The sequence below is a fragment of the Enterococcus casseliflavus genome (assembly GCF_029215545.1).
Taxonomy (GTDB): domain Bacteria; phylum Bacillota; class Bacilli; order Lactobacillales; family Enterococcaceae; genus Enterococcus_D; species Enterococcus_D casseliflavus.
Genome location: NZ_CP119393.1, coordinates 2,967,158 through 2,982,184 on the forward strand (window position 1 = coordinate 2,967,158; position 15,027 = coordinate 2,982,184).

Sequence of the window (15,027 nt, forward strand, 5' to 3'; positions counted from 1 at the left end):
CGACTTCTCTTTGCTGCAGACCTTTTTTATTTAAAAATCGCTTTCTTGACACTGCTTTCGATGAATGGCTGAGAGACACGGTTGTCCCAGAATTTGATCAGTGGGCCCACTAAAAAGGCACTGATGAAGGTTCCGATTCCAATAGGTCCGCCTGTGAAGAGCCCAATCAAGGCAAAGGCAACGTCTTGAATCACCCGCACCACTCGATAGTTGGCTTTCGTCTGATCGACGATGGTTGGGGCAATCGCGTCATAGGGGGCGCTGCCCAAATTCGCTGACATATAAAACGAAGCACCGAAGGTAAAGAAGATAATCCCGATCAACAAGAACAAGCCTTGCTGCCACCAGTTATTGGGACCGACGGATAACCAATCAAAAACGTTGGTATAAAAGTCGATGAAAAATCCTGTCAGCACCATATTGATGACCGTCCCGATGCCGATATGGCGACGGCCAAAGATAAAAATCAATACTAGGACAGCGATATTGATCATCAATTGATAGACCCCAAGGGATAACCCTAGTAGCTCGCCGACACCGATATTGGCAGCTGTGTATGGGTCTAGCCCTACTCCGCCGACCCGCAGCAATGCCGCCCCGAATCCTAAAATGGCGACACCAATCAACGCATAAAGCGAGCGTAATCCTGTTTCTTTTTTCATTAAAATTTCCCCTTTTTTCTCATCTGTTCTTTCAAGTATAACGAGAAAAAAGGAAAATGGGAATTTCAACGCTTCACAGGGCTCTTTGTAGGGATACGATCTGGCTTCGTCCATCTCCTTTGCTTCCATTTTGCTTCCATTGAAATGCCCGCAACAACCATTGCGATTGCGTATCTTGATTTTCGGTTTCTACAGATACGCGTGCCTCGTCCATTACTCGGGCTTCACTGGAACCATCACTTCAAATATCTGCAATTCTTTTTGGGCGGTAAAGACTTCATCTTGCCATAACAATTCCCAAACATCGCCATCGATCTTTAAATGATTCTCTTTTAGAAAGGCTTGGATGCGATGGGTAAAAGCAGCAATTTGTTCCTCTCCCTCACTGACAAACCCAGACACATATGTACCAGCGGGACGTGTGATAATCAGCTTTTCAGGATAGAGATGCAGCCGATCTTGGGGAATCAAGATCAATGCCCGATAAGGCGATGCGTGAAAAGTCTGATCCTCTAATGTCGTTCCGGCACTTAAAAAGCCGATGGGGTAGCCACTGAAGGCATCTTTATAATCCACTAGCGGATAAAAACGGGCGTACACTTGATAAGCAGATTCTGGATCATCGCCAGCGATCTCTTCAGAAACGATAAACGCCTCTGCTTCGTGGTGCGCTATCGAAAAGGTCTCAAAATCGGCTTTCTGTACTTTTTCATAGCGCTGGATGTAGCGATCGAAGGTTCGTTCCAATTCTTGTAGCGCAGCGATTTTGGCACGAACTTCTCCTCGCCGTTCCACAAGTTCCTTTTGCGTGTATTCAGGGTTGCGGTTTTTCAAAAATTGTCGAATGTCTTGCAAGGGCATGTCTAAAGAACGCAAGAGCAAAATCACGTCTAACTCAAGGCATTGTTCAAAGCCGTAGTAGCGATAGCCGTTTTCACCAATCGATTGCGGTTTGAACAAATCGATCTGATCGTAATAAATCAATGTGCGCCGACTCACGCCAGCATAAGCGGACATCTCACTGATGGTCAATTGTTTTTTCAAAAAAATTTCACTCCTTGCTTGACTGTAACGTAACGTTACAGTTTATTCTACCATAGAACGACATTTTTGGAGGGAAATCATGAAACAATTACAGTTATTTTATAAAGAAGAACGACGCTTCTTTTTCAGTTTATTTCTTTTGATGCTGGTCCAATCCTTCGGCACACTCCTGTTGCCGTATTTTTTGGCTAAAATCATTGATGAAGGGATCTTGAAAGTCGACACGACAGCCATTTGGCACAATGGCTGGTGGATGTTTGCCATTGCCATCGGCACCGTGATCGTCTCTGTAGGCGGTAGTTATTTATCTGCCCACCTTTCAGGAAAATTCGGGCATTTTTTGCGGATGCGCCTTTTCAAAAAAACACAAGAACTCTCTGTATCCGCTGTTGATGGCTATGGTACGCCCACTTTGCTGGCACGTACCACCAGCGACATCAACAACATCCAACAAATTTTGATGATGGCGCTGCAAATGATTTTGCCAGCCCCAATGATCGTCGCTGCTTCAATTTTTCTAACCGGCACCGTCTCTTTACGGATGATTTGGGTCCCAATCGTAGCGATCCTATGTTTTTCAATGATCGCTTATGGAGTGATTCGCAAAGCGATCCCATTATCACAAATCACGCAAAAACTAGTCGATAACATGATGCGGATCTTACGAGAAACCTTTACTGGCGCTCGGGTGATTCGAGCATTCGACAAAGCTGCTTACGAAAAAGAACGGACAGATCAAACACTGACGGAATATGCGAAAACCATGATCCAAGTCAATCGCCTCTTTGCTGTCTTGAATCCGACGGTCAATTTAGTAATGGGACTCTCGATTTCGACTATCCTTGTCTACGGCGGCTATCAAAGTCTGCAGGGCCACCTTGCTATTGGTAGTATTACTGCCATCATCGAATACACGATCCTGAGTCTCTGGTTTTTGACTATGGCAGCGATGGTGATCGTGATGGTGCCTAAAGGCTTGACTTCCTTGCAACGGATCACAGAAGTTTTGGAAGAACCAATTGATTTGATCGACGGTGACCAAACCTTAAACAAGACCGCCGTGTCAGAAACGATCGCCGCTTTCAATCAGGTGCAGTTTACGTATGAAGGCGCCGAAGAACCTGTCTTAGAAGATATCAGTTTTGAGATCCACCGAGGCAAAACGACAGCGATCGTTGGCGGAACTGGCTCTGGCAAAAGCACCATTGCCAAAGCGCTGTTGCGTTTCAAAGATGTGACTGCTGGTTCGATCACGCTTTTTGGCCGCAACATCAAAGAGATCTCACAAGCCGAATTACGGGACCAAATTAGTTATGTCCCGCAAAAAGCGCTGTTGCTTAGCGGCACGATTCAAGAAACCCTGCGTTTCGGCAATCGTCCGGCAACCCATGAGGCGATGGCAAAAGCCGCTGAAGTTGCTCAAGCCAAGTCATTTATTGAAGGCTTGCCTGAAGGTTATGAAAGTCCAGTTGCTCAAAAAGGCAGCAATTTCTCTGGCGGTCAAAAGCAACGATTGAGTATTGCCCGAGCGCTAACAAAGCCAGCAGAAATCTACTTCTTTGACGACAGCTTTTCTGCTTTGGATTATCAAACAGACGCCAATTTGCGGCGTGCATTGAAAGAATACACGAAAGATGCCGCCGTCATTATCGTGGCTCAGCGGGTATCGACCGTCAAAAATGCCGATCAAATCATTGTCTTGGATAACGGCAAAATGGTCGGTAAAGGAACCCACGAAGAATTATTACGCAATTGCCAAACTTATCAAGAGTTTGCCTCATCTCAAGGAATGGGAGGAATGAAGGATGAGTAAACAAACAATGGATACACCAAAAAACATGAAACATACAAGCCGACGCTTGCTGCGTTTGCTGATGGAACAAAAAGCCCGCTTTCTACTGATTATCGCTTCCGCCTTGTTCTTTTCCTTACTGATGTCCATCGCCCCTTTGATCTTGGGGCGTGGACTGGATAATCTGATTGCCTTGTTTCAACAAGAAGGCTGGCAGATCAGTGATTTTTGGCAAAGTATTTTAGGTCCAGTCGTCCTTTTAGCGGGAACGTGGCTTTTGATTAGTCTCTTTTCCTTGCTGCAAGAGTATACGATGGCCAGTGTCAGTGAAACCCTGACCTTGACTTTACGCAAACAAATCAGTGACAAATTCAATCGCCTGCCTATCAGTTTTTACGACAAACATCATACTGGCGATATTTTAAGCCGAGTGATTCTCGATTTAGATAAAGTATCTGAAGTCTTGCAAGTCGGTTTGATGCAGTTGATCACCGCAACCATCAGCATTACCTTCGGCTTGATCGCCATGCTATATCTCAGCCCATTGCTGACGATCGGCGTGGTCCTGATTTTGCTTTTGAGTGCTTTTGTGACCACCGTTCTCGCACGAAAAAACTTGAGCTACTTTACCAAAAACCAAGAAACATTAGGTGCAGTTAGCAGTCGTGCGGAAGAGTTTTATACCGCAAATCCGCTGATCAAATCCTACAACCAACAAGTTGCCGTTGAAGCGGAAATGGCGGAATTGAGTGAAGCCCAATTTAAAGCCTTTCGAAAAGCACAGTTCGTCAGTGCAGCTATCAATCCATTCGTGCGCTTTATCAATCAAATCGGCTTTATCTTAAGCGCCGTCGTTGGTGGTCTGATGGTATTGCAAGGGCAATTATCCATTGGTCTCGTACAAGCCTATCTACAATACATCAACCAAGTGTCTGAACCGATCACGCAAGCCTCTTATATTATGAACACCTTGCAAAGTGCCTTAGCATCTCTCGAACGAATTTTTGAGATCCTTGATTATCCTGAAGAAGAAACTGCGACCCAACAACTGCCAGTTCCACAAACCATCAAAGGAAAAATCGATTTCCAACACGTTTCCTTTGGCTACAACAAGGACAAATTCTTGATGGAAAACGTCGAATTTTCCGTCAAACCAAAACAAACGGTCGCGATCGTCGGACCAACAGGTGCTGGAAAAACCACCATGATCAATCTTTTGATGCGCTTTTATCCATTGAATGGTGGGAAGATCTTGCTGGACGATCAAGACATGATGTCCTTTTCGGCACCGGCAGTACGGAAAAAATTCGGTATGGTGCTGCAGGATACATGGCTGTTCCAAGGAACCATTGCTGAAAATATCGCTTATGGCAATCCCGATGCCACTCGGGAAGACATCTTGACTGCCGCGAAAGCCGCCCAATGCGACCACTTCGTGCGGACCCTGCCCAACGGTTACGATACCGTCATTGGCTCCGAAAGCGAACTGTCACAAGGACAACAACAATTATTGACGATCGCCCGGGCGATTTTAGCAGACCCAACGATCCTGATCCTCGACGAAGCCACCTCCAGTGTCGACACGCGGACGGAACAAATGATCCAAACGGCGATGGATCGTTTGACCCAAGGACGAACCAGCTTTATCATCGCCCATCGTCTTTCTACTATCAAAAACGCTGACTTGATCCTAGTGATGAAAGACGGCTCCGTCGTCGAAAAAGGCTCCCATATAGAATTATTGGCACAAGATTCCCTTTACGCCCAATTATATAACAGCCAGTTTGCAACAGCTTGATGAAAAAGCCGAACCACCAACCAATGACTTTATAAACTGTCGAGGTTGTGGGTCGGCTTTTTTCTTTTTCCGTAAAAATCTGTGAGCACCAAGGCTAACTACTATTACCTTCAATTGCTTCTCTTTTACTCAACTTTTTTTAGTGCTGCTTGGATAAGCGGTACTTTTCCTGGTTCTTTTTTTATGATTGCCATTAATTTTCCTGAAAAAAGTTTTTTCTCTTGGCAATTATACCCGTCTAGATCTGCGGGATCGCCATTAGCAAGTCCGAGGATTGTGCCATTTTTTACCAAAACCGCTACAAGTTCGTCTGCAGTTGGCACCTCGATCCCTTCTGAATCGATTCCTTGGATCTCAAATAGAGAGTAGTCCGCTCCACAGAATCGTTCTTTAACTGTGACAGAATCAGTCGGACCACTTGTTTTTCGAGTTGCTTCAATTGTTTGTTCCTCTTTGACACCAATGGCTTTTAAACAACCTGGTTCATAAGGAATATGCCAAGATAGGCCATCTTTATCATTTTTTTTCTTTCCAAAACTCTTCCCGTTCAGAAACAACTCAACAGTATGACAATTAGAAAAAATCCTCACCTCCGTAACCCCTTGGTCAATTGTTAACCCTTCTTTGTTCCAGTGAGGAAACACATGAACCATTGGTGTTTCAGTCCACCTTGATTGATAATAATAAAAAGAATCCTTTTCAAATCCGACCGTATCTGTAATTCCAAATTGAGAACTGATCCCAGGCCAGCGAAACGGTGCTGGCTCACCGTAGTAATCCATAAATGTCCACAAGAAGACACCTCCCATATAGGCATGTTCTTCTAAGTAACGCAGTACTTCTGTCGGTTTAGCCGTACCACCGGTTCCTGGCTCTTCAGGCTTTCGTTTCCCAGGTAAGACCATAGAATAAAGAGAACCAAAGTTTGAAGTATGACATTTTTCGCTGTTATCTTGATAGACCCCTCTTGTCGAAAAGTAAGAAGCACTTTCCGTACTAAGATATGAAAATAGCGGATACTTTTCCTTTACAGCAACTAAACCTGTCCCATTTACAGCAGACTCAGGATAATTGACCCCGTTCACATCAAAAATACGCATATAAGAAGCATCCACCTGACCAGCAGGATTAAGTAATTCCGCTGAAACAATAAGACTTTGCGAAGTATGGGTTCGGATCACAGCTGCTAATTTTTGTGCCATTCGGTAAGCAAGCGGCGTATGACCAATCACCTCTTCATTACAAAGGGACCAAAAACAAAGAGAAGGATGATTACGTGTTTGCTTCACCATTTTTGCCAGCTCATTTGTCCGCCACTCACTAGATTCCAAGATGCGGTTCTCGTTCATAACGATGATACCTAACTCATCACATAATTCAAGGAGGTCTTTAGAAGCAAAGTGATGTGCACTGCGATAGGCGTTTCCCCCCATTTCTTTCATTTTCAACAGCTTATACCGTAAAATATCTTTTGGTAATGCGACACCTAGACCACCAAAATCTTGATGCTCACAGACCCCTCTTAATTCTTTACGTTCCCCATTAAGCAGAAAACCTTTCGTAGTATATGCGACTGTCCTAATACCAAAAAAAAGCTGATAGTCATCGATTTGGTTCTCGCCATCAAATAGTTGAAAAGTAGCTTGGTATAGATGTGGATTCTCGAGAGACCATAGCTGAGGCGCGCAGATTTTTTGACAATAACTCCATTCTGTTGTCGCCAAAGGATCTACGTTACACTCATGGATATTTTGTTGATCAGCCACCAGACTTTTGATCGTTATCTTTTGTTTTTTCTCAAAATGATGGTTAGCAAGACCAATGGTGATTTTAAGGAGCGCTTCCTGCTGGTTTATTTCAGTTGTTTCGATAAACGATGCTTCTGCCACAATCTGAAGCTTTGGTTTTATTTCTAAATATACATCCTTATATATACCTGCTCCCTCATACCACCAGCCTTCCGCGCCTTTCGTCGTATCCACTTTGATCAACACCACATTCACTCCCTCTGAGCCGATGCGTATCAGTTCAGAGACATCAAAAGAAAAATCAGAGTATCCACTGTAATGATCACCTAGAAATACACCATTAAACCAGACAGATGCCATACGCATGACGCCCATAAAGTGGAGAGTCACTTGCTTTTCGTTCACTTCATCTAGAGTTAACGCAAAAGTCTTACGGTAATAGGCAATGCCATCTGGCTTTGATCCACTCATCAGTAAATCGGGATCATTAACATACGGAAGTTCATTTTTCCAATCATGAGGGAGATCAACAGATACCCAATCTTCGTCAAGTTCACTTTCCAAAGCAGTGTTCGCCAACATTCTCAAGCCTTTTTCACGATCACCTTGAGCAATCAGCCGTAGAAAATGTTCTCCACCAGCACCTATCAAAACAGTATCCCCCGCTTCATTTTCAAGCGGAGCTGCCAAGCCACCGATAGCTGCGGCTTTTCTGACTGTTTTCATTGGCTCTTCTATCTCACCTAAGTGAAATTGCCAGCCATCATTCAGTAATCGATTTTGTCTCATTTTTTCTCCTCCTTCTTATAAAAGTTATTTTGCTCTAGCTAAAAAGTCCCCACAAAATGGATCGATCGGGCTCTTACCTTTAAACGGTTCTTTCCCTAGCAATTTCTGGATTATAGCCTCCACTGTTTCTGGATTTCCTGTATACGCATTGATAAAAGTTGAAACATAAGGGATGTCAAATAAGTGATAGGGATTGGCAGTAGAAACAAAAATGGTAGGGAGATCCTTTTCATACCAGGGAGCATTTGCGGCCATCAAATGATTCCAATCCAAACGAACTGTTGTCTGATTGCTGGCGGTCTCAACATTAGCAACATACAATGCCAAATCAAATTTATTTCTAAGATCCTCAACCCCTGCCTCGAAAACCTCTTGGAAATCCAATTGTTGATTATCGAAAAGGTTGACTTCAAATCCAGCAGCTTCTAATCCAGCTTTAAAAAGCGGACCCACTCGTCCTCCCTCTTTAAATCCACCGTCGTCAGAATCACCCAAAATAACGAGACGGATTCGAGGGTATCGTTGTGGGGTGAGTGGTAAGTGTTTTTCTCTGTCTTTGACCAATGTAATCGACTCATCAGCAATTTTTTTCGTTACCCACTGATATTCAGTACGATCGATGACACTTTTAGGAGTACTATTGACTGTCTCTTCCCTTACTTCAGTCAATAAACCATGGTACATTTTGACTGCTAAAATTCGTGCGACTGCTTCATCCAAACGTTCCATACGAATGCTTCCCTCTTTTACAGCAGATGTGATTACTTCATAATCTTCATCAATATTTTTATTAAAAAGCAACATATCGATTCCTGCATTGATTGAAGCAACGAGTCGCTCTCTATGAGGCATGATCGTCGTGTAACCGACCATTGGTGTTGCATCAGTGATAGCCAAACCATTGAAGCCCAGTGTATCTCTTAGTAACCCGTTAACTAGAAGTTTCGAGCAAGAAGCAGGCATCAATTCGGTTTCTCTGATCGTTGGTGAAAGTTTTCGCTCCCACGCAGGCTGATAAATGTGTCCCACCATGATACAGCTGACGTTTTTTTCAATAAACTGGCGATAAATAGTCCCATACGATTCCATCCACTCATTCGCGGAGAGTGAATTGATCGAACTCAGTAAATGTTGATCCCTTTCATCAACACCGTCCCCAGGAAAATGCTTGATCACTGGAATGATGTTACTCTCAGAAAAACCGTCTATCTGCGCTTGAGCCATGCGAATAATTCGTTTTTGATCACTTCCAAATGTGCGAGTATTCGTGATTGGGTTCTTGAAGTTATAATCAATATCGACAATCGGTGAAAAAGCCATATTAATACCAATTCGAGCCGCTTCCAGCCCAGCAATTTTTCCTAAGTAATAGGCATTTTCGGTGCAATCTGTAGCGGCGATCTGCATAGGATTACCGACCCATGTCCCTTCCGTAAGAATACCATTCCCACCTGACTCTAAATTTGCTGAAAGAAATAACGGTATTGTGCTAGCATCTTGGACTGCTCTTAGCTGATCCTTCAATTTTTCAGCATTGTCGGGGCGATACATCATTCCTCCCGGTTGGTATTTCTTAATAAAAGCCGTCAATTCCTTTACAGAACCTGATTGTCCAATCACGAAAAAAAGCTGACCAATTTTTTCCATAACTGACATGTTTTCTACGATCTTCTGAATTTGTTTTTTCCTTGTCTCTGTAAATTTGAAAAGTGTTTCTCTTGTCTCTCTCACTGAGTTGTCCTCCAATCGATAGTTTCACAGACGACGAGCGCAAGAATCACTTCACTCTTGCGCTCGTTTGTTGTTATTATGGTTAACTGTAAATCCTGTGCGAGTTTCTTATCCAGCTTGTTCTTGTGCTAAACGTTCTTCTTGAACTGCTTGATTATCTAAGGTTTTAAAGAACGGGTAATAGATAGCCATAGAAATAGCAACTGCAAATAGTTGATAGATACCAAAAGAGAGGCTCCCTTGAACGATGCCGTGGATCAGCGGAGGTAACGAGCCCGCCCCTAGGATGCCAATCGGTGCGGTAATGATTCCCATGGAAATCAATGCGTACCCAAGAGAAGTGATCACTAATGGCGTCAATAAGAACGGAATCAAAAGCATCACATTCAACATTACCGGCATTCCAAAGACAACTGGTTCATTTACACCAAAAAGACCGCTTGGAAATACGATTTTTGAAAATGATTTGTAGCGCTTACTCTTGGAAAATAAAAACATGTCAGTCACTAAACCAATCGTTGCACCGCTGCCCCCTAAACATGCCAAATCGTATAATCCAAAATTAATGGCATGAGGGACTGCTTCTCCCGCCGCCACAGCAGCACTATTGTCTGCAAGATAACCCAAGAAAATCGGCATGAGAATCGGCAATACGGTCATTGAACCATGGATCCCGAAAAACCATAAGAGATTCGAGATCAAAATAAGAATCAAAAAGGCAGTTAAGGAACCCGTCAATCGCTGCAATGGTTCTTGAAGCAATGTATAAACAAAATCTGTCGCCGAATTATAACTAGTTACACTAAAGCCAAATTTAACAATTCCAAAAAGTGACGCAATCACAACTGCTGGAATTAAAGAAGTAAATGACTTGGTCACCATTTCTGGCACCCCATCAGGCATTTTGATCGTAATATTTTTTTCCACAAACAATTTCATCAGTTGAATCGTGATCAGTGAAACGAAAATTGCCACGAAGACCCCGCGCGCGCCTAAATAATTGGTACTTAAAAATGAAGCTCTTGCTTCGGGATTTTCAGTGAGTGGCGTTAATAACAGGAAACATACCAATGAGATGAACCCCGTCCCCAAAGCTTGTTCTTTGATCCCGAATATTCCTGATCCACAGTAGGCAATACTAAATGCCATATACAAACCTAATAAATCAATTGTGTAAGCTGTAATATAATTCATCACTGTTCCAATGTTGGTCACTGATAGAAAGTTTTGATACGGTTCCCAGCTTAAACTAGAAATAACTGTAAAGATGGCACCTAACATAATAACGCCTAGTAATGACATCGAACCTGTACTCACACTTTTTAAATAGCGATTCGAAGAAATTTTATTCGCAACGGGAATAAATCTTTTTTCCATAAAGTGGATAAATGCATTCATTTTTCTTACCCCTTTTTAGTGTTTTTTATTTTATTTTGGTACCAATAGTAACTGTCTTTGGGAATTCGTCGACATTCTTTCGGATCTTCATCTGTGCGATCAACAAAAATCAAACCATATCGCTTTTTAAACCCTTGGTGTGAACTAACCAAATCAAGTAGTGACCAAGGACTATAACCCAATAAAGGATATCCTTCCTCCATAAAACGCTCACATTGCTTAATATGCTGTTCCAAGTAATCAATACGATAGACATCGTGAATTTGCCCGTCTTCAATACTATCAGAATACGCTAAACCGTTTTCAGTTACCATCATTGGTAAATGATATTTTTCGTAAATCGACCGCATACCTATATATAATCCTTCAGGGTCAATACCAAATTCCATCCATTTCGTCTTCGTTAAATAAGGATTGTTCCCTAAGGTAAATCGCTCATTTCGATAAAATGGTGGTAGTTTGCTTGTATCTTCTCCCGGTTCAACGGCACGAATACAGGTACTACAGTAATAGTTTATCCCTATAAGATCTGGTTTATTCTTCTTCAAAATTTCTCGATCAGCTGGTTCCGTTTCTGGATACCAACCTTTTTCATTCAAATAATTGCAGTAGCTTTTCGGGTACTCGCCGAATACTGACATGTCGAGAAAACAATTTTGTAAAAAGTCTTCGGCGTTCTTAGCTGCTAAGATGTTCCTTGGCGAAGGTGTTTCAGGATAAACAACTTGCATAGAGCACACGGGACCAATTTGACCATCTCTTACGATTTTTCGAAAAACTTGAATTGTCTTTTTCTCAGCTAGCGACATATTATAACTCATTTGATACATCTGCTTCATTTTTTCATCTGCATCCGTTTCGTGATTGCCATTTAAATCAGAAGCTGCTGTGACGATCAATTGCTCGTTGATCGTTCCCCACAGCTTGACGCGATCACCGAAATGCTGAAAGCAAACTTTTGCATAAGCAACAAAGTAATCAATACATTTTCTTGATTTCCATCCGCCAAATTTGGTTACTAATGCTTGCGGCATTTCAAAATGATAGAGAGTAGGAAAAGGTGTGATTCCTTTTTCAAGACACCCATCAATCAAACGATTATAAAAATCGATGCCTTCTTGATTCGGCTGATCACCATTCCCCATGACACGTGTCCAATTGAACGAAAAACGATAGAGATCGATCCCTAAGTCTGCCATTAATTCAATGTCTTCGCTTAGATGATGATAGTGATCGGACGCGATCTTCGAATCTGCAATTCCCTCCGGTACGTGACGCACATCTGTTGTTGCAATCCCTTTTCCACCTTCACCAAAGCCTCCTTCTACTTGAAATGCTGAGGTTGATGCCCCCCAATAAAAATCTTTTTTGACCATTGTTCCTTCCACCTTTCCCTTATAAGAAAACGATACCATTCAGAATTAATTCTAACGACAACAAAACAAGACCTCTGGTTTCAAATCCAAAGGTCTTGTTTCAAAATATGAAACTATCGAGGCAAATAGAACTTTTTCATATACATATAAATCAATAACTCCATCATATATAGAATAGCAATCCGTCCTTCGGTGTTTTCGTTGATCTCTCCACAGAGGATAATTTGGTCTGCACTTCGCTCAATGATTGGAGAATGCTTAAACGTAAAGACGATAATTTTGATTCCCTTTTTCTTCAAGGCTGCAATCACTTTTTCACTAAAGTAAAAGAAACCACCCTCCATCGAAAAAATCAAAACCAAGCTATCTGGCGAGCTTTCTTCCACAATTTTTAATTGCTCTTCCACTGTAAAACCAATCCGAATAATTTTATCCATGCTTGCTAATTTGCTTTGCAAATGCTGTCCCATAAAAGCAGCAAATTCTAAGCCAAACACAGCAACGTTTTCTGTTTCATGGATCGCAGAGACCACTGTTTCAAGTTCTGAAATCGAGAGATGTTCTTTGGCGTACCTCAAATTGATCAAAAGATTTGAGGTGAATTCGTCCAGAAATTCCTCCCTTTGTTCCACGGGCTGGATCACTTTTTTGGAATAATCGCTGACGATATCGATCTCTTTTTCAACCGCTTGTTTGAATTCCGTATAAGATGAAAAAGCCAAAATTCGAATGAATCGCGAAATCGCTGCAGTCGACACAAAGCATTCTTCTGCGAGTTCATAAATGGTCATCTTAGGGATTTTCGAAAAACTTCTTAGAATCGCCTGTGCAATAAAGTAATTATTGTCTTGTTTTTTCTGATTATTTAAATAGCGCAACAAAAGACTTCTGACTGAGGTTCCTTTATTTTCCATTCGTGCTACCTCCTAAATACGCTTTCACCTAAATATACAATGAAAGCTAGGGAAAGCAAAGTTGAATTGGTGAAATTCTCCTTATACTCTGCGCCCATTTCAATAATTTGAATCTAAAAACCTTTCCCTTGCCTTGCCCGTATCCATATTCCATAATCAGACGTGAGCGATGATCCATCAAACAGACCGTATGGGAGTGTTACGAATGAAAAATTTTCAGATGACGTTTATTACTTCTACGACCACCAATCGTTGGTTGAAACTATTGAATCTTTTGGAACGGCATAAGACCCTTTCGAATCGTGAGTTGTCAAAAGCTGTCCAGAGTTCGAGGCGCACGATCATTTATGATATGGAGGGGCTACGGAGCTACTTTGGAAGTACGCTAATGATCGAATCCACGTCGAATGGCTATTCTCTTCATGAATTACTACCGAAAGAATATCTGGAACGAAAACGAGCGCTCCTTCAAAATGAACCGTTATTCGTTATTCTTGAGCATCTGTTTAAGGGAGAATATCGGACAGTTTCCGAATGGGCAGACTATTTTTATCTTTCTGAGAGTTCCCTTTTACGCTATTTGACACTTTTTGAAAAAGCCCTGAAGCCCTTTCAGTTATCTGTTGATCATAAGAATTTCCGTCTGATCGGATCAGAAGCGGATATTCGCAAATTTTTCCATGCCTTTTATTATGAGTCGGATGCTACGCCTCATACGGTACGTCCAACCATTGCTGTGCAAAATATCGTCTTAGATTTTTTTCGCAATATACGCGGCAAAACCAATAATACAGCTTCATTTTGGTATATCAGTTATTGGTTGTATATTATCCTTGAGCGTCATCAAGCGGGAGAAACTGTCGTTGTCTCCGAACAATTAAAAAAGATCGTCTTGGCAGATGAACTCTTCCAAGAAATCCAGCCCCTCAATCAACGACTCCAAACCGCTTTTTCCTTGTCTTTACCGTCAGAGGAGCTGGTCTATCTTTTCGCTCTACTAGCAAGTAACCGTGGGATAAACAACTATCTCAGGGAAATATCATTTGTTACCCGCTTTGACCATTGGCCTGAGCTAAAAGAACTGACTGCCAATTTTTGCCAGCTCCAGCAGATTTCCGATCATGATCAGTCCCGAGATTTTGTTTTTCTCCATTCTTTCTTTATTACGGAAAAAATAAAGCAGCTGATATCCCCTACCTACAATCAAAGCATGGAAGAAATTTCCAATTACGCACAAACACAATACCCTAAAGAGTATGAGGAAAATACACGGTTTCTTTTTAGACAGCCTCTCTTTGAAGCGACCGCTCTGCCAGCAATCAGTGCCCGCTTCACTTTGTACTTTGAAGGATTAAAAGAAAAATACTGGGGCAACCCACGCCGGATCGCCTTTCTTTTAGAAGGGGATGCGCATATTTGCCTTCACATCAATGCTTTTGCTGTAAAATATTTTGGTCGATATCATGTTTTACAATTCCCTGATTCCAGTGAGTTTTCTTTGGATTATGTGGAACGAAACAAGATTGATCTAGTCGTGACGAATTACGCAGAGTATTTGGAAGAGTATATTCTGGATGTTGAATGCCTCCTAATAAAATCGATCCCAGATGCAGATGATTGGAACAATTTCTTGAAAATCATCAACCCAAAAATCATCCATAATTTTGCGTTGCAAAACACCGAAAAAAACTCCTTCTATAATTGAAAAGACGTGTGCGGCACTTGAACGCCGCACACGTCTTTTCAATTCGTTTCTATTGACGAGTAGTATTTGT

Annotated in this window: 10 protein-coding genes; 3 read left to right on the forward strand and 7 right to left on the reverse strand. The window is 42.1% G+C overall.

Annotated elements, in window-relative coordinates; all coding sequences use genetic code 11:
• Positions 1-26 precede the first annotated feature (26 nt).
• Positions 27-662 carry a YczE/YyaS/YitT family protein gene (locus P0G38_RS14090; protein ID WP_010748831.1) on the reverse strand — a complete coding sequence of 212 codons (636 nt, stop codon included), beginning with the start codon at positions 660-662 and terminating at the stop codon, positions 27-29.
• Positions 663-875: 213 nt separating this feature from the next.
• The gene (locus P0G38_RS14095; RefSeq protein ID WP_275855268.1) at positions 876-1,679 is read right to left on the reverse strand and encodes a MerR family transcriptional regulator; all 804 of its coding nucleotides are present in this window, start codon (positions 1,677-1,679) and stop codon (positions 876-878) included.
• A 106-nt stretch (positions 1,680-1,785) separates the two neighbouring features.
• On the opposite strand from P0G38_RS14095, the gene P0G38_RS14100 reads away from it, so the two are divergent.
• Together P0G38_RS14100 and P0G38_RS14105 are read left to right on the forward strand one after the other, a co-directional pair.
• On the forward strand, positions 1,786-3,519 hold the full coding sequence (locus P0G38_RS14100; protein ID WP_275852255.1) for an ABC transporter ATP-binding protein: 1,734 nt from the start codon (positions 1,786-1,788) through the stop codon (positions 3,517-3,519).
• A complete protein-coding gene (locus tag P0G38_RS14105; protein ID WP_275852258.1) occupies positions 3,512-5,296 on the forward strand; it encodes an ABC transporter ATP-binding protein in 1,785 nt (594 codons plus the stop codon). The genes P0G38_RS14100 and P0G38_RS14105 overlap by 8 nt, the downstream gene beginning before the upstream one ends.
• 125 nt (positions 5,297-5,421) lie before the next feature.
• Here P0G38_RS14105 and P0G38_RS14110 read toward each other — a convergent pair whose 3' ends face one another.
• From P0G38_RS14110 to P0G38_RS14130, 5 genes are all read right to left on the reverse strand, one after another.
• Positions 5,422-7,833 (reverse strand): glycoside hydrolase family 2 TIM barrel-domain containing protein, encoded by a 2,412-nt coding sequence (locus P0G38_RS14110; protein ID WP_275852261.1) that lies wholly within the window; start codon positions 7,831-7,833, stop codon positions 5,422-5,424.
• Positions 7,834-7,857: 24 nt separating this feature from the next.
• Positions 7,858-9,564 carry a glycoside hydrolase family 3 protein gene (locus P0G38_RS14115; RefSeq protein ID WP_275852265.1) on the reverse strand — a complete coding sequence of 569 codons (1,707 nt, stop codon included), beginning with the start codon at positions 9,562-9,564 and terminating at the stop codon, positions 7,858-7,860.
• 108 nt (positions 9,565-9,672) lie between these two features.
• Positions 9,673-10,962: a PTS sugar transporter subunit IIC gene (locus tag P0G38_RS14120; protein WP_275852268.1), complete on the reverse strand. Its 1,290-nt coding sequence runs from the start codon at positions 10,960-10,962 to the stop codon at positions 9,673-9,675.
• 5 nt (positions 10,963-10,967) lie between these two features.
• Positions 10,968-12,338, reverse strand: coding sequence for a glycoside hydrolase family 1 protein (locus P0G38_RS14125; protein WP_275852271.1), 1,371 nt, complete (start codon positions 12,336-12,338; stop codon positions 10,968-10,970).
• Positions 12,339-12,451: 113 nt separating this feature from the next.
• A complete protein-coding gene (locus tag P0G38_RS14130; protein WP_275852274.1) occupies positions 12,452-13,252 on the reverse strand; it encodes a MurR/RpiR family transcriptional regulator in 801 nt (266 codons plus the stop codon).
• A 205-nt stretch (positions 13,253-13,457) separates the two neighbouring features.
• Here P0G38_RS14130 and P0G38_RS14135 point away from each other — a divergent pair, with 205 nt between their 5' ends.
• Positions 13,458-14,957: an AcpB/EbpR/MafR family transcriptional regulator gene (locus P0G38_RS14135; RefSeq protein ID WP_275852277.1), complete on the forward strand. Its 1,500-nt coding sequence runs from the start codon at positions 13,458-13,460 to the stop codon at positions 14,955-14,957.
• The last annotated feature ends 70 nt before the right edge of the window (positions 14,958-15,027 follow it).

What these genes read in the sequence shown, in the direction of transcription:
- P0G38_RS14105 (WP_275852258.1), top strand. Translation starts at nt 3,512, where the DNA reads ATGAGTAAACAAACAATGGATACACCAAAAAACATGAAACATACAAGC.
- P0G38_RS14110 (WP_275852261.1), bottom strand. Translation starts at nt 7,833, where the DNA reads ATGAGACAAAATCGATTACTGAATGATGGCTGGCAATTTCACTTAGGT.
- P0G38_RS14100 (WP_275852255.1), top strand. Translation starts at nt 1,786, where the DNA reads ATGAAACAATTACAGTTATTTTATAAAGAAGAACGACGCTTCTTTTTC.
- P0G38_RS14125 (WP_275852271.1), bottom strand. Translation starts at nt 12,338, where the DNA reads ATGGTCAAAAAAGATTTTTATTGGGGGGCATCAACCTCAGCATTTCAA.
- P0G38_RS14130 (WP_275852274.1), bottom strand. Translation starts at nt 13,252, where the DNA reads ATGGAAAATAAAGGAACCTCAGTCAGAAGTCTTTTGTTGCGCTATTTA.
- P0G38_RS14120 (WP_275852268.1), bottom strand. Translation starts at nt 10,962, where the DNA reads ATGAATGCATTTATCCACTTTATGGAAAAAAGATTTATTCCCGTTGCG.
- P0G38_RS14090 (WP_010748831.1), bottom strand. Translation starts at nt 662, where the DNA reads ATGAAAAAAGAAACAGGATTACGCTCGCTTTATGCGTTGATTGGTGTC.
- P0G38_RS14135 (WP_275852277.1), top strand. Translation starts at nt 13,458, where the DNA reads ATGAAAAATTTTCAGATGACGTTTATTACTTCTACGACCACCAATCGT.
- P0G38_RS14095 (WP_275855268.1), bottom strand. Translation starts at nt 1,679, where the DNA reads ATGTCCGCTTATGCTGGCGTGAGTCGGCGCACATTGATTTATTACGAT.